Consider the following 21,294-nt stretch of genomic DNA (forward strand, 5'->3'; position numbering starts at 1 on the left):
TCCTTCAATGCTACTACTGAAGGAGATTATTCTTGACATTGAAAAAAAAAAGTTGTATGATAAACTAGAATAAGGAGGGTACAGCTATGGATGTTAACGCTGATTTTGTTGTCGTTAAAGCATTAGAAGATGGTGTAACCATTATTGGCTTAACCAGAGGTAAGGAGACTAAATTTGCCCATACTGAAAAATTAGATAAAGGTGAGGTGCTTGTAGCTCAATTTACTGAACATACATCAGCGATTAAAATTAGAGGTAAAGCTGAACTTTTGACAAAACACGGGAAATTTACTTCTGGAAATTAATATAACACTGAAAATATACCAGGCTCCTAGAAGGGCTGGTTTTTCTTTATTATTAAATTTGTTTAGAAAATGGTCAATACAGTATAATATACTTGAGAGGAGTAGGACTATGTGGCAGGTGGTACACATTGCAACTACTGAAGGAGAAGCTAAAGAAATAAAAGATAAACTTACGGCAGAAGGTTTTCTGGTAAAGCTGGAGAGTATGTCAGAGGGAGGATTTCAGATTAAGGTACCTGAAGTTGAGGCTGAAGATGTTCATCAGTTCCTGAATGATGCTCTGTAGTAAAAACGTTTCTGGTTTAGGGAAAGATATTAATTAAAAAAACCAGAAATATAACGAGGTGAGTTACATGTTAAAAGACCTGTTCGGAAAGTCCAGGTATGTTACGGTTAAAAGAGAAGAACATACCAGTTCAAAGAAAAAAGCCCCGGGTGATGATAGACTATGGACCAAGTGTAAAAAATGTAAAGAAATTATATTTAATAAAAAGCTGGTAGAAAACTTAATGGTCTGTCCCAAATGTGGTTATCACTTCAGGCTCACAGCAAGGGACAGGTTAGCGATTACCATTGATGAAGGTAGTTTTAAAGAATTTGGTCAGGATATTAAAACAGTGGACCCTCTGGAGTTTCCAGGTTATCAGCAAAAAATAGGAAAATATAAAGTAAAAACCGGTATGGAAGAGGCCATAATAACAGGAGAAGCTACTATTGAAGGATATCCTGTTGTTATTGCCGTTATGGACTTTCACTTCATGGGTGGAAGTATGGGTTCTGTAGTCGGTGAAAAGGTGACCAGGGCTATTGAAAAGGCGATTTCTACCAGAAAACCACTGGTCATATTTAGTACTGCCGGAGGAGCCCGGATGCAGGAAGGTATGCTGTCATTAATGCAGATGGCCAAGACCAGTGCCGCCATTAAAAGGCTTAATAAAGCAGGTATTTTATATGTTTCAGTTATGACCGATCCTACTTCTGGTGGGGTGACGGCCAGTTTTGCCTCTCTTGGTGATATCATTATAGCCGAGAAGGGGGCTTTAATAGCATTTGCCGGGCCCAGGGTCATTAAGCAGACTATCAGTACCAAACTCCCGGAAGGGTTTCAGCGAGCTGAATTTTTACTTGACCATGGTATGGTTGATATGGTTCTTTCCAGGCATGAGATTAGAGATGAACTTGCTAAAATCCTTAAGATACACCAGATTGGGGTGGTGAGTAATGGCGGGTAATAATATCCTTGATTTTGAAAAACCCTTGCTCGAACTTAAAGATAAGATTGAAGAGTTACAGTCCTTTATGGATGAAAAAGGTATAGACCTTAGTGAAGAAATTAACAGGCTAAAAACCCGGGCCAAAAATCTGCAACGGGAAATATATGCAAATCTAGAGCCAAAACAGATTCTCCAGATAGCGCGCCATCCTGAACGTCCGACAACAATGGATTATGTTGATTATATTTTTGATGAATTTCTTGAATTACATGGTGACAGAAGATTTGGTGATGATAAAGCCCTCATTGGTGGTATCGGTACTATCGATAATATGCCTTTTACTCTACTGGGTCATCAGAAAGGTAAATCAACCAAGGAAAACCTGGAGAGAAACTTTGGTATGGCCCATCCAGAAGGGTATCGTAAGGCTTTAAGATTGATGAAGCAGGCTGAAAAATTTAATAGACCAGTTATTGCTCTAATCAATACTCCCGGGGCCTACCCAGGAGTTGGAGCTGAAGAGAGGGGTCAGGCTGAGGCTATTGCTGTTAACTTAATGGAGATGTCTGACCTTAAAGTCCCCATTATTGTTGTGGTTACAGGAGAAGGTGGCAGTGGGGGTGCCCTTGGTATCGGGCTTGGTGATAAAATAATGATGCTTGAGTATAGTTATTATTCAGTATCTTCACCGGAAGCCTGTGCTGCTATTTTATGGAAAGATGCCAATAAAGCCCCGGAAGCAGCCCGGGCCCTCAATTTAACATCAGCAGATTTGTTAAGACTGGGAATTATTGATGAAATCATTAAAGAACCAGCTGGAGGGGCCCATAAAGATCCTCAACAGGCAGCCTTGTTATTGAAACAGGCTATATTAAAGACTGCCAAACAGCTAAAACAATTATCGGTTGAGGAACTTCTGGAGAGAAGGTATCATAAATTCAGGAAAATGGGTATATATACCGTTACCAGTAAAACTAAAAATCTAAATAATGTTCAATCTAACTCATAGGGAGGTATTGGAATGAAGAAAATAGGTGTATTAACAAGCGGTGGAGATGCCCCGGGAATGAATGCTGCCATCAGGTCTGTGGTTAGAACTGGTATATATCACGGACTTGATGTTGTTGGGATAAGAAGGGGTTATGCCGGTTTAATCGAAGGTGATTTTTATTTAATGGACAGGGGTTCTGTGGCCGATATTATTCAACGTGGGGGAACTATTCTCCTTTCAGCCCGTTGTGAAGAATTTAAAACAGAAGAAGGCCGGCAAAAGGCCCTTAAAAAAATGAAAGAAGAAGGTATTGAAGGCCTGGTTGTTATTGGTGGTGACGGCTCCTTCAGGGGAGCAGAAAAAGTAAGCAAAGAGCTGGGTATTCCTGCAATTGGAATTCCGGGTACTATAGATAATGATCTGGCCTGTACTGATTTTACTATTGGATTTGATACTGCCATGAATACTATTATCGATACTATCAATAAAATCAGGGATACGGCTACTTCCCATGAAAGGACCTTTGTTGTAGAAACAATGGGACGCAGATCCGGGTTTTTAACCCTTATGGCCGGTCTAGCCGGTGGTGCCGAATCCATTTTAATACCTGAAATTGACTTTGATCTGGATGATGTTTCCCAGAAATTAAAAAAAGGTTATGAACGTGGTAAACTGCATAGTATTATTCTGGTAGCTGAAGGTGTTGGTGATGACTTCAGTACCAACCGTGATATAAACCACAGTAAGGCCTTTGTTATTGGCAAGCAGATAGCTGAAAAAACGGGACTCGAAACAAGGGTCATTATCCTTGGTCATATTCAGAGGGGTGGCTCTCCTACAGCTATGGACCGGATTCTGGCAAGTCGAATGGGGTCTAAAGCGGTAGAATTGCTCCTGGCTAGTGAATCTAATAAAATGGTAGGATATGTTAATAATAAACTTGTAACCTGTGATATTAGCGAAGCCCTCAGTAAGGAAAAACAGGTCGAAAAAGATGTATATAAGCTAGCCAATATTCTTTCTATGTAATAATGGTTAATAAGTGTTTGTTTTTGAAAAACTAATATGTACTAACTGCCCTTTTTACCAGGTTTCCTACATAATTGTGTTATAACCTGAATACCCGGATAATGTTAGATTACAATATATTCAATTTATGGAGGTAATAAGGTATGAGGAAAACAAAGATTGTGTGTACGATTGGACCTGTTAGTGAAAGCAAAGAAATGCTGAAAAAACTTGCAGAAGCTGGTATGAATGTAGCCAGGCTTAACTTCTCCCATGGTGACCATGAAGAACATGGAAATCGAATTGATACCATCCGTAAAGTAGAGGCTGAACTTGGTAAACCAATTGGAATTATGCTGGATACAAAAGGTCCAGAAATCCGTACTGGTATGTTAAAGGATGATAAGGTTGAATTAAAAAAGGGAGAAGAGATTATTCTGACTACAGAAGACATAGAAGGCGATGAGAACAGGGTTTCTGTAAGTTATAAAGGCCTTCCTGATGATCTCCATGAAGGGGCTACTGTTTTAATTGATGATGGATTGATTGGTTTAGAGGTATTGGAGATTAAGGGTACCGAAATAAGATGTAAAATTGTAAATGGTGGTCTCCTTGGCTCCAGAAAAGGGGTAAATCTTCCTGGAATATCTGTAAATTTACCGGCCCTGACCGAAAAAGATGAAAGTGATATTAGATTTGGAGTAAGAAAAGGTATTCATTTTATTGCAGCCTCTTTTGTTAGAAAGGCCCAGGATGTTATCGAAATTCGTAAAATACTGGAAGAAGAAGGAAAAGAAGATATACTTATTATTGCCAAGATAGAAAACCAGGAAGGTGTCGATAATATTGATGAAATAATTGATGTGGCTGATGGAATTATGGTTGCCAGGGGTGACCTGGGGGTTGAGATTCCTGCAGAACAGGTACCTGTAATCCAGAAGTCTATCATCAAAAAGTGTAATGAAAAGGCAAAACCGGTTATTACTGCAACTCAAATGTTGGATTCAATGATAAGAAATCCGAGACCAACAAGGGCCGAAGCTTCCGATGTGGCCAATGCTATTTTTGACGGCACTGATGCTACTATGCTTTCTGGAGAATCAGCTGCCGGTGATTATCCGGTAGAAGCAGTAAAGACTATGGCACGTATAGCCGAAGAGACAGAAAAATCCCTTTATTACCGGGATGTAATAAGCAATAGAAGGACCTATAGACCTCAGACTGTGACCGATGCTATCAGTTTTGCTTCTTGTGAAACTGCAACTGATTTAGGAGCCCAGGCCATTATTACATCTACCGAGTCTGGTTTAACAGCCAGGATGGTGTCAAGATACAGGCCATTGGTACCTATTGTTGCTGTTACCCCTGATGAGAGGGTTCAACATGCCTTAACTGTCAGCTGGGGTGTTTATCCATTAACAGTTAAGAAGAGTAACTCTACTGATGAAATGATGGATGTTTCTATAAAGACAGCCCAGGAGAACAGATTAATTAAAAGTGGTGATTTAGTTGTAATTACAGCCGGTGCCCCAGTAGGTATACCGGGAACTACTAATCTTATTAAAGTTGATGTCGTTGGTGAACCACTGGTTGAAGGTCAGGGTGTTGGCAAAGGAATTGTAACCGGTCAGGTTAAAATTGCTCATACTGCTAAAGAAGCTGTTGAAAAAATTGAAGAAGGGGATATACTGGTAACCGGTATTACCGATAAGGAATATTTACCTGCTATGAAAAAAGCAGGGGCTATAATAGCTGAACAGGGGGGTCTAACATCACATCCCGCTATTGTGGGGTTAGAACTGGGTATTCCCGTAATAGTAAAGGCTGAAAAGGCTACTGAAAATCTTGTAGAAGGAGAAATTATAACTATCGATGGAGTACGGGGCCTGGTTTACCCTGGAACTGTTCATCTAAAATAGGAGCAAAGACAAAGGAGAAGTAGCTGATTTGGGTATTTGTGTACTAAGATAAGTAGATAATTTACCCTGTGATAATAATTATTAGATATAAATTAAATAATTATAAAAAATTAGACAACGTCTGGTAATCATACCAGACGTTGTTTTTTTTATTATTATTCAGCTACAATTACTTCAATACCGGCATTTCTTATTTCTTCTATTTTATTGGAAGGAGTTTTATTATCAGTAACTATTACATCTAGATTATCTATACTACAGAAGCTTGTAGTAGAGGTATACCCTATCTTTGTATGGTCCAGAAGGGCAATTACTTTTTTGGACTTTGAAACCATTTTATTCTTTAATTCTACTTCATAAACATTAAAATCTGTTAGGCCGTCTTTAAGGGTAAAACCATGAGCAGAGGTAAACATAATATCGGCATTGATTTTACATAATATCGATTCTCCCAATAATCCTTCCAGGGAACCTGACCGTGGTTTAGCAATACCTCCCAGGACAATAACATTGATATTACAAATTTCCTTCACTTCAAGAGCTGTATAAAGTCCATTTGTGGCAATACTTATCCTATGTTTTTCCCTTAGATAAGGTACTAAATATAATACAGTTGAACTGGCATCGAGGAGATATGTCTGTCCTTCATCAATAAATTTTGAAGCAGCACGGCAGATAGCCTTTTTTTCCTGAACGTTTTTTTTGCTTCTGTGGTGAAAATTCCTGTAGCTATTTTGGAAAATCTGTTCTTTTGGAAGAACAGCTCCTCCATGAATACGTTTTAATAACCCTTCTTTTTCAAGTTCCTGAAGATCATTTCTTACAGTTGCTCCGGAAACATTAAGTTCCTTTTCGAGTTCTTGTGTTGTAATCTGATGTTTTTCTTTTAAAATTTCTAGTATTTTGTTTCTCCTGGCAATTGATAGCATTAGGCATCATCCTTTAATATATATTTTAGTATTCTAATATTAAAAAATTAACCATTAATAATTATAAACCCTAAGAATGGATAAAGTACAAAAAAATGTTAAACTATATTTCAATTATTATTTTATAATAAAAAAATATTGATTTAAAGGTTTAATAACAATAAAGATATAAAAATTTAATTATTTTATAAAGTATAGAAATAAATTATAATAATTTTTTAAAAACAATAAAAAATAAAATAATGTAAAACAAAATATTATTTATTAGTAATTATACCATAAGACCTGCAAAAGTTCAAAAGCAAATAAAAGATTAAATTGTAAAATTAGTATAACATACTGGTACCCCTATAGAAAGAGATTAATAATGAAAGGAAATATAAAAATGTTAAATGAAATCTAGGTTTATAGAAGAAATAACGTCTATAATTACAATTATAAAAAAATAAATAAAAGCAAAAACAAAAGTATATAAAAAAATATGAAATTTATTCTTGACATATGACATTTGATTATATATAATAAACTCAAAATGAAAACAAACGAAAGCCATAATAAAAAGATATGAAAGATATTGAGAAAGGAAACAAATATTACATAAAAATGATGGTATCCCCTGGTTGTTTGAAAAAATTAAAAAATCAGAATTATAATACTTTCATTAAATTAATTTATTATCTTGTCAATTTATGGAGGTGATAAAAAAATTGTATTGGTAATTCATATTTTTATTTAATATTTTCAAAAAGTAAAGTCTTGCAAAAAAATTATCATTAGTCAAAAAACAAGGGGGAAAAAATAATGGTAAACTTACCCGAAAAAATGAAGGCACTGGTAGCTTATGCTCCTGGTGATTATCGATTTGAGGAAGTAGATGTGCCTAGGGCTGGAGAAGGAGAAATTGTTGTTAAAGTAGAAGCCTGTGGAATATGTGCAGGCGATATTAAAGCATATCACGGAGCTCCAAGCTTTTGGGGTGGTGAAGGTAATCCACCATATATAAAAGCCCCAATGATACCAGGTCATGAATTTATAGGAGAAATTGTTGAAAAAGGGGCTGAAGTTTCAGATGATTTTGAAATAGGAGACAGGGTAATTTCTGAACAAATAGTTCCTTGCTGGGAATGTAAATTTTGTAGAACAGGGCGTTACTGGATGTGTCAAAAGCATGATGTCTATGGATTTCAAAATAATGTAAATGGTGGTATGGCTGAATATATGAAATTCCCAAAAGAGGCAATAAATTATAAGGTTCCTAAGGATATACCAATTGAAAAGGCTATACTCATAGAACCATATGCCTGTTCAAAACATGCCGTTGATAGGGCTAACATTAGTAACGAAGATGTAGTTGTACTATCAGGGGCAGGAACACTGGGATTGGGTATGGTAGGAGCTATTAAGCTAAGGAATCCTAAATCATTGGTAGTTCTCGATTTAAAAGATGATAGACTTGAGCTTGCTAAAAAATTTGGAGCAGACATAACAATGAATCCCAAAAAAGAAAATGTTGTAGAAAAAATATTGGAAATGACTGATGGGTATGGTTGTGACATTTATATAGAAGCTACCGGTCATCCCAGTAGTGTTCAACAAGGGCTAGAGGCTATTCGGAAACTTGGTACCTTCGTTGAGTTTAGTGTTTTTGGTGATCTCGTAACCACTGATTGGAGTATTATAAGTGATCGGAAAGAACTTGATGTTTTAGGTTCCCATTTAGGACCATATTGTTATGAACCGGTTATTGAATGGATAGCTAATGGTAAATTACCCACAGAAGGAGTAGTCACCCATAAATTTCCCCTTGAAAAATGGAAAGAAGCTTTTGAAAAAGCAGAAAAGGGTCAAGATTCAATAAAAGTAGTGCTTGTACCATAAATGAATAGACTAACCTCATAGTATAGCAAAAAAATAATATTATCTTAAATAATGGAGAGAGACTAATATAGGATTGGAGGTAAAAAGGTTATGCAAAAGTTTGTAAATGATCCCAGTCAGGTAGTAGATGAAATGTTAGAGGGATTTGTTAAAAATCATAAAGATCTAGTTGCCAAAACTGATAATCCCAGGGTTTTAAAATATGTTAAGGCTCCTATTGAAAATAAAGTGGGGATAGTTACCGGTGGAGGTTCTGGTCACAAACCGGCTTTTATAGGGTATATTGGCAAAAATATGGTTGATGCTGTAGCCGTCGGAGAAATATTTTCATCTCCTACTGCCCAGGCTTTTTATGATGCTTTTAAAGAAGCTGATTCTGGTAAAGGTGTTGCCTGCTTATTTGGTAATTATGCTGGGGATAAAATGAATGTAAAAATGGCTATAGAAATGGCAAAAGAAGATGGAATAGATGTGAAAACAGTTATAGCAAATGATGATGTGCCGTCTGCACCTAAAGATGAAAGGGAAAAGCGCCGTGGTGTAGCCGGTGAAATTTTAATGTGGAAAGTAGGGGGAGCTAAAGCTGCAACTGGAGCGAGTCTGGATGAGGTTATTTCTACCTGCCAGAAAGCAATAGATAATACCAGAAGTATTGGAGTTGGATTATCACCGTGTACTATTCCAGAAGTAGGCAAACCCAATTTTACGATTGAAGAAGGAAAAATGGAAGTAGGAATTGGTCATCATGGTGAACCCGGTGTTAAGGTATCTGAAATTAAACCTGCTAAAGAAGTTGCAAAAGAAATGGTGAACTATGTACTCCCTGATCTTCCCTTTGAGAAAGGTAATGAAGTTGCTGTTCTAGTTTCAGGATTAGGAGCTACACCTGTTTTAGAACTCTATATTCTTTATAACGAGATTGAAAAGTTATTAAAGAAAGAAAGTATTAAAATTTATAAATCATATGTAGGCAATTACTTTACATCACTGGATATGGCGGGCGCAACCCTTACTGTGATGAAACTTGATGAAGAATTAAAAGAATTGCTTGATGAAGAGGCCAATTGTATGGGACTTAAACAATTTAAGGGGTGAGGGCCATGGAATATTTTTTAAATAGTAGTGGGGGCAGGATTGTTTACAGTATTATAGAGGCAATTCAGGATAATAAGGAATATCTGAGTGAAATAGATGGTGCTATTGGTGATGGTGACCACGGGATAAATATGAATAAAGGGGTAACAATGACTAAAGAAAAGTTAGATGAGCAGGATGAAGTAGATTTAGCTACTGCGTTAAAAACTTTAGGCTTTACAGTGGTCAGTAAAATCGGTGGATCTATGGGTCCTCTTTATGGTAATTTCTTTTTAGAAATGTCAAAAGCTATAAATGGAAGAGAAAAAATTGATAAAAAAGTTTTTAGTGATATGCTAAATGCTGCATTGGAAGGTGTAAAGGCCCTTGGGGATGCTAAGGTAGGAGATAAAACAATGATGGATACCCTGATTCCTGCAGTTAAAACTTATGATAAAGCAATTGAAGGTGGAAAGGGCTTTAAAGAAGCCCTTGAAGAAATGCAGGTGGCAGCTGAAAAGGGAAAAGAATCTACTAAAGACCTGGTTGCAAAGGTGGGCCGGGCAGCTAGACTTGGAGAAAGGTCCCGTGGGGTCCTGGATGCAGGAGCTACTTCCTGCAACTTAATCCTTCAGGCAATGGCCAATACTATTAGAGACCTGTTGATATCAGAATAAATCGGGAGTGGTTTAATTGAAAGTCATTAAAAATAAACAATATGTAATTGGCAGTGATAATGCAGGCTATCCTTTAAAGGAGATCATTAAAGAATTACTTGAATCTGAAGGGTTAGAATATGAGGACGTTGGAGTTGATTCAGACCAGGATAAGACGATATATCCTGAGATAGCTGAAAGAGTTGTTAACAGGATAAAAAAAAGTAACTATGAAAAAGAGGGCATATTAATCTGTGGAACAGGTATTGGAATGGCAATCACAGCTAATAAATTCTCCAGAATATATGCTGCAGTTTGTCATGATGTTTATTCGGCAGAACGAGCTAGATTGAGTAATGATACTAATGTCATTACTATGGGGGCCCGGGTAATTGGGCCAGTGCTTGCCAAAAAAATTATAAGAGAATGGTTAAGTCTTGAATTTAAACCAGGTCGGTCGACACCTAAGCTAAAGCAAATCAAGAAATATGAAAATCAAAATTTTGTGAGTTAATTGAGTTTGTTCCCTTCCCGACCTTGTGTTAAAAACTATGATGTCGGGAAGGGTTATAAAAGTATTAATCTATTTAACTATGATACCAAAGGAGGAATAATATAAATGAAATTTTTTATTGATACTGCAAACTTAGAGGATATTAAAAGGGCAGCCAGTCTTGGAGTTATCGATGGAGTTACGACAAATCCTACTCTGGTTTCTAAAGAGGGAAATGTTGATTTTCATACCAGAATTAAAGAAATATGTAATGTAGTTGAAGGTCCTGTTAGTGCTGAGGTTATTAGCCTGAATACAGATGGTATGGTCAAAGAAGCCAGGGAATTATCCAAACTAGCCCCTAATGTTGTTATAAAGATTCCTATGACCATGGATGGGTTAAAAGCTGTTAAAATTCTAAGTAAGGAAGGGATTAAAACAAATGTAACTCTGGTGTTTTCAGCAAATCAGGCATTACTTGCTGCTAAAGCAGGGGGTACTTATGTTAGTCCCTTTATGGGTCGCCTCGATGACAGGGCCCATGAAGGTATCAAACTGGTTGAAGAAATTGCTACTATATTTGAGAAATTTAATATTAATACTGAAATTATTGCTGCCAGTATCAGGAGCCCTTTACATGTAAAACAGGCTGCCCTGGCAGGAGCCCATATTGCAACTATACCTTTCAATGTTATCGAAAAAATGTCCAAACATCCATTAACAAATATTGGTATTGAGCGCTTTCTTAATGACTGGAAGAAAGTACAGCAAGGATAGGAGGGTATTATCTTGTTAACACAGATTGCCGATACTGTCAGAGGATTATCAGCAGATGCAGTAGAAAAAGCAAACTCTGGTCATCCGGGTCTTCCCATCGGATGTGCTGATATAGGGGCTTTGCTCTATGGGAAGGTTATGAAATATGACCCGACTCAGCCGGAGTGGCCTGACCGGGATCGGTTTATCCTTTCAGCAGGCCATGGCTCCATGCTTGTATATTCATTACTCCATTTAGCCGGTTTTGAAGTTAGTCTCGATGACCTTAAATCATTCCGTCAGTTAGGTTCCAAAACCCCGGGACATCCCGAATACGGAGAAACCCCCGGTGTTGAAACCACAACCGGCCCTCTGGGTCAGGGCTTTGCCAATGCTGTAGGAATGGCTATTGCCGAAAGAATGCTGGCCCAGCGCTTTAACACCGAAGGACATACCATAGTTGATCACTATACATATACCCTCCTCGGAGATGGCTGTATGATGGAAGGAATTTCATCTGAAGCTGCTTCCCTGGCCGGTCACCTTGGCCTGGGAAAACTGATTGCCATCTATGATGACAATGAAATCTCCATCGGGGGTAGTACCGATATAACCTTTACCGAATCAGTAGCTGATAGATTTAAGGCCTATAACTGGCATGTCATTGAAGGGGTAGACGGCCATGACCTTAAGGCTCTGGAAGAGGCCGTTAAAGAAGCTAAGGAGGCAAATGATAAACCCAGTTTAATAATTGCTAAAACTAAAATTGCTTTCGGGGCTCCCACCAAAGAAGGGAGCAGTTCGGCCCACGGGGCTCCACTGGGTGAAGAAGAGATAAGGGGATTAAAGAAAAATATCGGTTTCCCTGAAGATAAGGAATTCTATATCCCGGATGAGGTAAAAGAATTCTTTAAGGACCATACCGAAAAGCTCAAAAAAGAACGTGAAGAATGGGAAAAAGCCTTTACTGAATGGGCTGAAGAAAACCCTGACCTGAAAGAAGAATGGGATAAGGCCCATAATCTCGAGCTTCCCGGAGACTTAGAAGAAACAATCAATAATCTTGAGATAAAAACCCCCGTGGCTACCAGGAAGGCTTCAGGGGAGACTTTAAGAAAAATTGCCGATGAAATACCATACCTGGTCGGCGGTTCAGCAGACCTGGCCCCATCCAATAAGACCTATTTAGATAAATATGGAGAGATACAGAAAGACAGCTTTGATGGGCGTAACTTCCGCTTCGGTGTCAGGGAGCATGCTATGGGAGCCATAGTAAACGGGTTATCCCTCCACAAAGGGGTAAGGCCCTTCTGTGCTACCTTTTTAGTCTTCTCAGATTACATGAGGCCTGCTATCAGAATGGCTGCCTTAATGAAACAGCCTGTAATCTATGTCTTTACCCATGACTCTGTATATGTAGGAGAAGATGGTCCTACCCACCAGCCTATCGAACATGTTGAAGCCCTGAGAGTGATACCTAATCTCAAAGTTTTAAGACCGGCTGATGCCGAAGAGACCAAAGCAGCCTGGCTTGAGGCTGTAAAGAGGACCGATGGACCTACAGCCCTGGTACTGACAAGACAGGGATTGCCCCATATTGAAAAAGAAGAGGGGATCGTAGGATTCAAACGTGGTGGTTATATTGTCCACAAGGAAAAAGGAGATAGAACCGATGCTGTCCTTATGGCCAGTGGTAGTGAGGTTTCCCTGGCTGTAGAGGTAGCTAAACTGCTTGAGGAAAAAGGTAAAGAGGTCAGGGTAGTATCTGTACCTGAGCGGCGGGAATTTGTAAACCAGGGTACAGAATATATAGAAGAAGTCCTCGGTAAGGATACTTTCAGGGTAGTCCTGGAGGCTGGAGTCGGAAATGGCTGGTACCGTCTATTAGGTCATAAATGCCATGTGGTAAGCCTTGAGGATTTCGGTATGAGTGGTCCCGGGGAGGAAGTGGCCCGTGAGCTTGGATTTGATGCTGAAAAGATTGCTTCTGATATCCTGGGAAATTATGAAAGACTGTAATAGTGTTTAAATTATATTATTTGTGATTTAAGGGAGGTGGTAAATTACTTATATGGAGTTTTAGCAGGTTATATACTAAAACTTCCGTAATATTTGACTATCTTTTATTTAATTAATTATATTGGTTATACCATATTTTAGTTAGGAGGAATTTTTAATGAAACCAGGTATTGAAAATGGTCTGGATTTAGTAACTGATAGTAAACCAAGTTTGTTTGAAAAATTTAAGCCCTATCTGATAATTTTGCCGGCTTTTATCCTCACAATAGGGATATTAGTACCTTTTGCTACAGGGGTATATTGGTCTTTAACAAATTATAATTTAATGTATCCCAATTATTCATTTATCGGGATTACAAATTATATTGATTTATTCACCAGTTCAGATTTCTGGCATGCCCTGAAAGTGTCAGGGTTATATGTGTTATTTGCAGTTGGGGTTGAAGTGCTTCTGGGGTTAGCGATTGCTCTCTTATTAAACAGAGATACAATTCTGGCTAAAATACTGAGACCAATGTTAATATTTCCTCTGTTAATAGCACCGGTCGTTGGTACCTTGATGTGGAAGTTAATGATGAGTCCTGAATATGGAGTACTAAATTATTTCCTCAGCTTAATAAATCCAGCTTTAAGGGATTTTCCCTGGGCAGCTTCATCAAAATTTGCCCTCCTGTCTGTTGTAATAGTGGATGTCTGGATCTTTACACCATTTATTGCCTTGCTGCTTCTTGCTGGATTAAGGTCTCTACCTGCTCCACCATTTGAAGCAGCTAAGGTTGATGGTGCATCAAACTGGTTTATTTTCAAAAACCTAACTATGCCTATGTTAACGCCTTATCTGGTTGTAGCAGTTATTTTTAGACTGGTAGATAGTATCAGGATGTTTGATATACCCTTTGCTATGACCAAAGGTGGACCTGGTGATGCCCTGATGAATCTGCAGATTACAGCCTTTACTGAATCGTTTACCTATCTTAACTTGGCTGTAGGTTGTGCTTATATGTTTGTAACCTGGATAATTATCTATTTTATTAGTAAAAAAATGATAAATTATTGGTTAAAATGGAGGGCGCGTTTAAGTTAAACATTATCTGAGGAGGAAGTAATAATGAAAAAAAATAGAGAAAATTTATGGAAAAATACGGGTGCAAATCTGGCCCTTATTATAATATTTATCTTTGTTTTATTTCCGATTTTTTGGGTATTTACTTTAGCATTTAAGTCCAGGCCTGACATACTGACCTGGCCTCCAAAGTTTATTTTCACACCTACTTTTGAGAATTTTAAAAATATACTTATAAGTGGAACTTCCGGGTCTTCAGCTGGTTCAACAACGGTTAATTTTATTTTATATTTTAAAAATAGTTTGATAATAAGTGTTGGTTCAATAATTGTTTCATTACTTGTTGGTATTCCTGCATCTTATGCTATTGCAAGATGGAATTTTAAGGGAAAAGAAGATATAGCATTTACTTTCCTAACATTCAGATTTGCACCACCATTAATGGTTATAATTCCGATTTATGTTATATTTCGTAAATTGGGATTATTAAATACTTATATAGGAATGATCTGGGTCTACCAGTTGATAACCTTACCGATGATTATCTGGATTCTCCGGGGTTATTTTGAGGATATTTCCAATGAATTGGAAGAAGCATGCTTGGTAGATGGTTATCACCAATGGCAGGCATTTTTCAAAATAATATTACCTCTTGTAAAACCTGGTATCGCAGCATCTTCATTATTGGCTTTTATTTATGCCTGGAACAACTTCATATTTGCTATGATACTGGGTGGTAGTGATGTTCAGCCGATTACAGTAGCTTCTCTTCAATTTATGACGGCTGAAGCAATAAGGTATGGTGATATGGCAGCAGCCTGTGTAATTGCAGCAATTCCGGCCTTAATCCTGGCAATATATTCACAGAAACACCTAATAAGGGGACTCAGTCTAGGTGCTGTTAAAGAATAAATTTATTCAGGGAGGAAAAACAAATGGGAAGTGTAATTTTTGAAAATGTTACCAAAATGTATGGAGAAAAAGTGGGTATAAAAGATGTATCCCTTGAAATATACGAAGACGAATTTTTAGTTATTGTTGGGCCTTCTGGGGCAGGGAAGACAACCACCCTGAAAGTAATCGCTGGTCTTCTGGATATAACTGAAGGCAATTTATATATAGATGGACGAAATGTAAATAAAATACCTCCTCGCGATCGGAATGTAGCGATGACTTTTGAATCCTATGCTTTGTACCCACATTATACAGTTTTTGAAAATATGGCCAACCCGTTGCGGGCACCTCACATGAATTTTACTGAAAAAGAAATTGAAGAAAAAGTTGAAAGGATAGCTGGAATGCTGGAGATAGATCATCTTTTGGAGAGATTTCCAAAAGAGCTTAGTGGTGGCCAGAAACAAAGGGTATCTCTGGGTCGGGCTATGGTAAGGGAACCATCAGTTTTTCTACTAGATGAACCTCTGTCACATGTGGATGCTAAAGTTAGGCATAGGATGCGCCTTGAGCTAAACCGGCTTCAAAAAGAGTTAAATGCTACAACTGTATATGTAACCCATGATTATGTAGAAGGGTTATCATTAGCAGATCGAATTGTTATTTTAAATGAAGGTGAAATTATCCAGGTGGGAACACCGCATGAAATCTATAATGATCCTCTAAATGAGTTTGTTGCCACTCATGTGGGGCAACCTGAGATGAATATATTTGACGCCTTGGTTTCTCTAGAAAATGGCAAGATTATTTTAACAAATCAGGAGAGTAATAAAATTAAATTTGTTCTTGAGGGTGACACAGCCGAGCTAGTAAAAAACCATGGCAAAAATAAAGTAAGGGTCGGTATAAGACCCCAGGATATAAAAATAACTTCACAGGAAAAAGGAGATTTTAATGGAAAGGTATATGTCTATGAACCCTTTGTAACTTATGGGATATTAACAGTAAATGTGAGGGGAATTCAATTACAAATATTAACAGAACATGATAGCCAATTTAATATTGGTGATAATATTGCCTTAAAAGTTAACCCTGATGACTTATACCTGTTTGATAAAGAATCCGGAATGAATCTGGAACATTTATAATTAAGGAGGAAAAATAATGGCAGAGGTTACTCTTAAAGATGTAAGGAAGGTCTATAAGAGTCAGAATGAAGAGGTTTTAGCAGTTAAAGACCTGAGCCTTGAAATAAGAGATGGGGAATTTATGTGTTTTCTTGGCCCTTCCGGGTGTGGTAAAACTTCAACATTGCGAATGATTGTAGGATTAGAAGAAATAACAAATGGGGAAATATATATCGGGGATAGGATCGTTAATGACTTAACACCACAGGAACGAAATGTTGCTATGTCCTTTGAGACTTATGCCTTATATACCCATTTAACTGTTAAAGAAAATTTATTATTTCCGCTAAAGGCAAGGGGTCTGAATAAATCGGATCAACAGCGGCGCCTCAGAAAAGTTGTAGATATGCTGGAAATCAAAGATATTCTAGACAGGAGTCCAAGTAGTTTAAGCGGTGGACAGCAGCAGCGTGTTTCCCTGGGGAGGGCATTAATAAGACAGCCAGATGTCTTCTTACTTGATGAACCACTATCACACCTGGATGTAAGTTTGAGAATTTCTACCCGTTCTCGAATTAAAAGGCTTCATAATCAATTAAGCACTACAATGATATATGTTACCCACGACCAGTTAGAAGCAATTTCTTTAGCAGATCGTATCGCTGTTATGAATTTTGCTGAGTTACAACAGGTTGGAACAAGGGAAGAATTATTGGATCGTCCTAAAAATATATTTGTCGCCGATTTTATAGGTGAACCCCCAATTAATTTTGTCAATTGTAAACTGGATAAGAATGATGATAAATTTGTACTCAGGTTTAAAAACTCTCATTATACTATAGAATTACCAGAAAAGTTAGAAAAAGTAATTAAAAAAGAATACATTGAAGATGTTATTCTTGGTATCAGGCCACATGATATTTTGTTTAGAGAGAAAAAAGGGTATGTAGGCCTTGAAAATGGAACTGTTGAAATATTTGAATTTCTTGGAGAAGAAAATCATGTAACTGTTAATATTGGTGGTGAGAGTATTACAGTAGTTACTGATGCTAAAGATTACTTTAAAGAAGGAGAAAAAGTTGACCTTTATCTTTCCCAGGATAAAATTCATCTTTTTGACCCCGAAACTGAAGAATGCCTGACTACCCGTTATAAAAATCAGGGTTTAATATAAGTATTTTTTAACTCCTGTCTCGGGAAATATTTCCTAAACTGGAGTAGAAATTGCAATCTAAGGAGGTGGTTTCCTGGATAAACAGTAAAAATTACTGGTCAGAAGTATTGTTTAGTAAAAAAAACCAAGGGGGTAAATTTAGTTGGTTAAAAAAACTTTTCTATTAATGCTGGTTGCTTTGTTTTTAGTTTCGTTGACAGCTGTAGTAGGTGCTGCTGAATTTGATTGGAAGCGTTTTGAAGGTGAAACAATTAAGTTATTACTTAACAAGCACCCTTATACAGACGGTGTTTTAAAAGAATTAGACAAATTTGAAAAAATGACCGGGATAAATGTGGAATATGATATTTTACCAGAGGAACAGTATTTTAATAAAGTCACTGTTACCCTATCTTCAGGTTCCAGTGAATATGATATTTTCATGACAGGTGCTTATCAGGTTTGGCAGTATGCACCTCCAGGATGGATGGAACCTTTAGATAAATATATTGAAGATAATAGTTTAACCAGTCCAGATTGGGATAAAAATGATTTTATTCCCGGTATTATTAATTCCTTGAAATGGAACCTTCAACCGGGAAGTGAACTTGGAACCGGTAAGCAATGGGCTTTACCACTAGGTTGGGAAGAAAATTGTTTAGTTTATAGAAAAGATATTTTTGAAAAATATAACCTAAAAGTTCCTGAAACTTTAGATGAAGTAATTGAAGTAGGAAAAATAATAGAAGAAAAGACTGACCTTACAGGTATAGTAGTTAGGGGAACCCGTAGCTGGGCTACGATTCACCCTGGATTTTACTCTGGTCTGGTTGCTTCTGGTGGTTTTGATTATGATGGTAATCTAAAACCACAGATGAATAGTGAAGTAGCCCTTGAGTTTACAAAAAAATGGGTAGAAATGATTAAGGAAGTGGGTCCCGAACAATGGACCACCTATACCTGGTATGATGTTTCTAATGCACTTGGGTCTGGTAAAGCAGCTATGATGTATGATGCTGATACTCTTGGCTTCTGGGCTGACCACGCTGATGAAAGATTAGCATGGGCCCCTGGTCCTGGTTTAAATAAAAAAGCTGATAAAACAAATGTCTGGATCTGGTCTCTGGCTATGAGTGCCCATTCAAATTCAAAAGAACCAGCATGGTACTTCTTACAATGGGTAACCGGTAAAGAATTCCTGACTACTGCTGCTGTAAAACACGATGGATTAAACCCGGTACGCAAATCCATCTGGGAAAATCCAGATTTTAAAGAAAGGTTAGCTAAGTTTGATGGTTATTATAAAACCTATAAAAAAATTGATGAAGCTGCAGTTCAATTTACACCTCAACCGATGTTCTTCCAGACTACAACTGAATGGGCAGCGGCTCTGCAGAAAATAGTAAATGGTGAAGATGCTGAAGAAGTATTAAATAAATTAGTAGAAGATTTAGATAAGAAAATGGAGTCAATTAGACGTTAAATATTATTCTACAAAAATATATTTTACGAAGAGATGGGGAGATTTTATCTCCCCTTTTTTTTATTATAATTTTAGAAAAATATTTGTAAATTTTTATTTATATTCAAGTTAATTTGTTGTGTTATTATGAAAGAATTGGATGTGTAATGGGATTATATTTTACTTTTTGTAAACTTTTGAATAAAAAAATAACAAATTGTAAAAAAATTTTATAATAATTTTAACAAATATAATATTTATTCTTGTTAATTATTAACAAGGAAAATACCTTTGATTGTAGAATAAATACAAAAAGGGTAAAGGAGGTAAAGTTATTGATTAATTTTAACCTAAGAATTAAATCAAGATTAATGTTAATAATGGTATTGTTGGTTGTTATGGCAGTAGCCAGTATTGGCATTTATTCATATACAACAATAAAAAAATCTTTAAAGTTGGCTGCCCATCAGGATTTAATCGAAACCATTGATGTTAATAGGGAAAGACTAAGTAAATGGTTAAAAGAACTGGACAGGGGTATTTATAAGTTAACAGAAGATACTATGTTAACTTCCATGACATCCAGTACCCTGTCCCGGGTTAGAATTAATTATCATTTAAATTATTTAAAAGAATTTGATCATTTACTGGTACTGGATAATGAAGGCAAGGTTTTTGTAAGTAGCAATGAAGGAGATAAGAACAAAAAACTCAATATTAAAGAACATAAAATTTATACCAGCATTAAAAATATAAAAGATTCCTTCAAGGGAGTTGCTGTTTCTCCCTTTACCGGAAATAATTCATACATAATTGCCTATCCTATTATTAAAAATGATAAAATAAATGGCCTGGTGGTTGGTTTAATTGAGTATGAGCATTTTTATAATAAGTTATCTGATTTTCAGACAAGTGAGGAATACGAGTATGTTATTTTAAATGATGAAAACAGGGTTATATTTAAAAAAAATGAAAAAGTGCTATTGAAACCATACTTTGAAGAGGATACTAGAAACTATAGAGTTAATAAACCTTTCACCTATAACTATAATGGTAACACCTATTTTGGTCTGATGGCAAAACTTAATGATAGTAACTGGAAATTAGTAATAGCCAAAAATCATGTAAAGGTTTTTGGTCCTCCAACAGACCTCAGGAATAAGATAATTATTTTTGGTGGAGCTATAATCATTATTGCTATTACTATTTCATTTATACTCGGTAACAGTATTGGTAAAAGAATTAAAACACTTTACAAAAATACAGATAGAATCAGCAACGGTGATTTAACGAGTACAGTAAGCCTCAATAGTAAAGATGAATTAGGTGACCTGGCTGATAAATTAAACCAGATGGTTTTTGATTTAAGGGAGATAGTTTCAGACATTGATAAGGGTTCCCGGGATGTTACTAAAGCTTCCAGAGATCTGAATACAGGCCTGGAAAGGGTTACTGATTCAGCTGAACAGGTCTCTAAAGCAATTGAACAGGTAGCTTCTGGAGCAGACGATCAGGCGGCAAATTATGAGAAGATTGTAGAAATAGTAAATGATATGGTTGATGAAATAAATATAATGGTTAAAAATAATAATATAACCCTGGATAATGTCGAGAAATCCCTGGCATCGGTAAAAGAAGGTAATAAATGGATGACACAGTTAAAATCACAGATGGATATAATTAACGAGAAGGTCCAGGCTATGACTTCTATTATAGATAAAATGGACAAAACCTCTTCTCGAATAGGTGAGATTGTAGAAATAATTAATAATATAGCCCAACAGACCAATTTGCTGGCTTTAAATGCTGCTATAGAGTCGGCCAGGGCTGGTGAAGCTGGAAGAGGCTTTAGTGTAGTTGCTGATGAAATCAGGAGTCTGGCAGAAGAATCCATTTCTTCTGCTGAAAAAATAACAAATCTGGTTAAAGAGACCCAGAACAATACTGAAGAAGCCCGCCGCTCGATGTTAGCTGAAAAAGAGGCGGTTAACCGTGGTGAAGAACTGGTGGAACAGACTGGCGAGATCTTTTCCACAATAAAAAATGTTATTGAGAGAACCCATCAGAATGCCAGGAAGTCCAATGAAATTTCAAAAACCCTGGCAGAGGGGGCCCAGAATGTTGAAGAAAAAATAGAATCGCTGGCCAGTATTTCCCAGGAGATTTCAGCATCAAGTCAGGAAGTGGCTGCCTCTGCTGAAGAAGAGGTAAAATTAATACAGGATATGAACCGGGCTGCAGATGGTTTACAGGAACTGGCCCGCAAAATGCAATCAATGATTAATAAATTTGAACTGGGTCAAGAAAACCAGGAAAAAGAATAAGGGGATAATAAAATAAGATAATATGAAAG

General features: G+C 36.9%; 19 protein-coding genes. 18 read left to right on the forward strand and 1 reads right to left on the reverse strand.

The window, feature by feature from the left end:
- Positions 1-86: 86 nt before the first annotated feature.
- From mtrB to pyk, 6 genes are all read left to right on the forward strand, one after another.
- Positions 87-305 carry a trp RNA-binding attenuation protein MtrB gene (gene mtrB / locus HORE_RS01700; RefSeq protein ID WP_012635266.1) on the forward strand — a complete coding sequence of 73 codons (219 nt, stop codon included), beginning with the start codon at positions 87-89 and terminating at the stop codon, positions 303-305.
- Between the two features lie 109 nt (positions 306-414).
- Positions 415-591 (forward strand): hypothetical protein, encoded by a 177-nt coding sequence (locus HORE_RS12760; protein ID WP_012635267.1) that lies wholly within the window; start codon positions 415-417, stop codon positions 589-591.
- Between the two features lie 67 nt (positions 592-658).
- Positions 659-1,537, forward strand: coding sequence for an acetyl-CoA carboxylase, carboxyltransferase subunit beta (gene accD, locus HORE_RS01705; RefSeq protein WP_012635268.1), 879 nt, complete (start codon positions 659-661; stop codon positions 1,535-1,537).
- Entirely contained in the window at positions 1,527-2,528 is a 1,002-nt protein-coding gene (locus HORE_RS01710) for an acetyl-CoA carboxylase carboxyltransferase subunit alpha (protein ID WP_012635269.1), read from the forward strand. Before accD ends, HORE_RS01710 begins: the two co-directional genes overlap by 11 nt.
- A gap of 12 nt (positions 2,529-2,540) precedes the next feature.
- Positions 2,541-3,539: a 6-phosphofructokinase gene (gene pfkA, locus HORE_RS01715; RefSeq protein WP_012635270.1), complete on the forward strand. Its 999-nt coding sequence runs from the start codon at positions 2,541-2,543 to the stop codon at positions 3,537-3,539.
- Positions 3,540-3,682: 143 nt separating this feature from the next.
- Positions 3,683-5,437: a pyruvate kinase gene (gene pyk, locus HORE_RS01720; protein WP_012635271.1), complete on the forward strand. Its 1,755-nt coding sequence runs from the start codon at positions 3,683-3,685 to the stop codon at positions 5,435-5,437.
- 155 nt (positions 5,438-5,592) lie between these two features.
- Here the strand turns inward: pyk and HORE_RS01725 are convergent, their stop codons facing one another.
- The gene (locus HORE_RS01725) at positions 5,593-6,366 is read right to left on the reverse strand and encodes a DeoR/GlpR family DNA-binding transcription regulator (protein ID WP_012635272.1); all 774 of its coding nucleotides are present in this window, start codon (positions 6,364-6,366) and stop codon (positions 5,593-5,595) included.
- 801 nt (positions 6,367-7,167) lie between these two features.
- On the opposite strand from HORE_RS01725, the gene HORE_RS01730 reads away from it, so the two are divergent.
- The 12 genes from HORE_RS01730 (at position 7,168) to HORE_RS12250 (ending at position 21,265) form a co-directional block, all read left to right on the forward strand.
- Complete coding sequence (locus tag HORE_RS01730; RefSeq protein ID WP_012635273.1) at positions 7,168-8,244, forward strand: erythritol/L-threitol dehydrogenase; 1,077 nt, start codon at positions 7,168-7,170, stop codon at positions 8,242-8,244.
- A gap of 90 nt (positions 8,245-8,334) precedes the next feature.
- Entirely contained in the window at positions 8,335-9,339 is a 1,005-nt protein-coding gene (locus HORE_RS01735; RefSeq protein WP_012635274.1) for a dihydroxyacetone kinase subunit DhaK, read from the forward strand.
- Positions 9,340-9,344: 5 nt separating this feature from the next.
- Positions 9,345-9,995 (forward strand): dihydroxyacetone kinase subunit DhaL, encoded by a 651-nt coding sequence (gene dhaL / locus HORE_RS01740; protein ID WP_012635275.1) that lies wholly within the window; start codon positions 9,345-9,347, stop codon positions 9,993-9,995.
- A 16-nt stretch (positions 9,996-10,011) separates the two neighbouring features.
- Positions 10,012-10,488 carry a ribose 5-phosphate isomerase B gene (gene rpiB, locus HORE_RS01745; protein WP_012635276.1) on the forward strand — a complete coding sequence of 159 codons (477 nt, stop codon included), beginning with the start codon at positions 10,012-10,014 and terminating at the stop codon, positions 10,486-10,488.
- Between the two features lie 105 nt (positions 10,489-10,593).
- Positions 10,594-11,244, forward strand: a complete 651-nt coding sequence (gene fsa / locus HORE_RS01750; protein WP_012635277.1) for a fructose-6-phosphate aldolase — start codon at positions 10,594-10,596, stop codon at positions 11,242-11,244.
- Between the two features lie 12 nt (positions 11,245-11,256).
- The gene (tkt, locus tag HORE_RS01755; protein WP_012635278.1) at positions 11,257-13,242 is read left to right on the forward strand and encodes a transketolase; all 1,986 of its coding nucleotides are present in this window, start codon (positions 11,257-11,259) and stop codon (positions 13,240-13,242) included.
- A 157-nt stretch (positions 13,243-13,399) separates the two neighbouring features.
- The gene (locus HORE_RS01760) at positions 13,400-14,326 is read left to right on the forward strand and encodes a carbohydrate ABC transporter permease (protein WP_012635279.1); all 927 of its coding nucleotides are present in this window, start codon (positions 13,400-13,402) and stop codon (positions 14,324-14,326) included.
- A gap of 24 nt (positions 14,327-14,350) precedes the next feature.
- On the forward strand, positions 14,351-15,217 hold the full coding sequence (locus tag HORE_RS01765) for a carbohydrate ABC transporter permease (RefSeq protein ID WP_012635280.1): 867 nt from the start codon (positions 14,351-14,353) through the stop codon (positions 15,215-15,217).
- A gap of 23 nt (positions 15,218-15,240) precedes the next feature.
- A complete protein-coding gene (locus HORE_RS01770; protein ID WP_012635281.1) occupies positions 15,241-16,347 on the forward strand; it encodes an ABC transporter ATP-binding protein in 1,107 nt (368 codons plus the stop codon).
- A 16-nt stretch (positions 16,348-16,363) separates the two neighbouring features.
- The gene (locus HORE_RS01775) at positions 16,364-17,500 is read left to right on the forward strand and encodes an ABC transporter ATP-binding protein (RefSeq protein WP_012635282.1); all 1,137 of its coding nucleotides are present in this window, start codon (positions 16,364-16,366) and stop codon (positions 17,498-17,500) included.
- A 142-nt stretch (positions 17,501-17,642) separates the two neighbouring features.
- Positions 17,643-18,962, forward strand: coding sequence for an ABC transporter substrate-binding protein (locus tag HORE_RS01780; protein WP_012635283.1), 1,320 nt, complete (start codon positions 17,643-17,645; stop codon positions 18,960-18,962).
- A gap of 314 nt (positions 18,963-19,276) precedes the next feature.
- Positions 19,277-21,265, forward strand: coding sequence for a methyl-accepting chemotaxis protein (locus HORE_RS12250; RefSeq protein WP_012635284.1), 1,989 nt, complete (start codon positions 19,277-19,279; stop codon positions 21,263-21,265).
- The last annotated feature ends 29 nt before the right edge of the window (positions 21,266-21,294 follow it).

The sequence above is a fragment of the Halothermothrix orenii H 168 genome, assembly GCF_000020485.1.
Lineage (GTDB): Bacteria > Bacillota > Halanaerobiia > Halanaerobiales > Halothermotrichaceae > Halothermothrix > Halothermothrix orenii.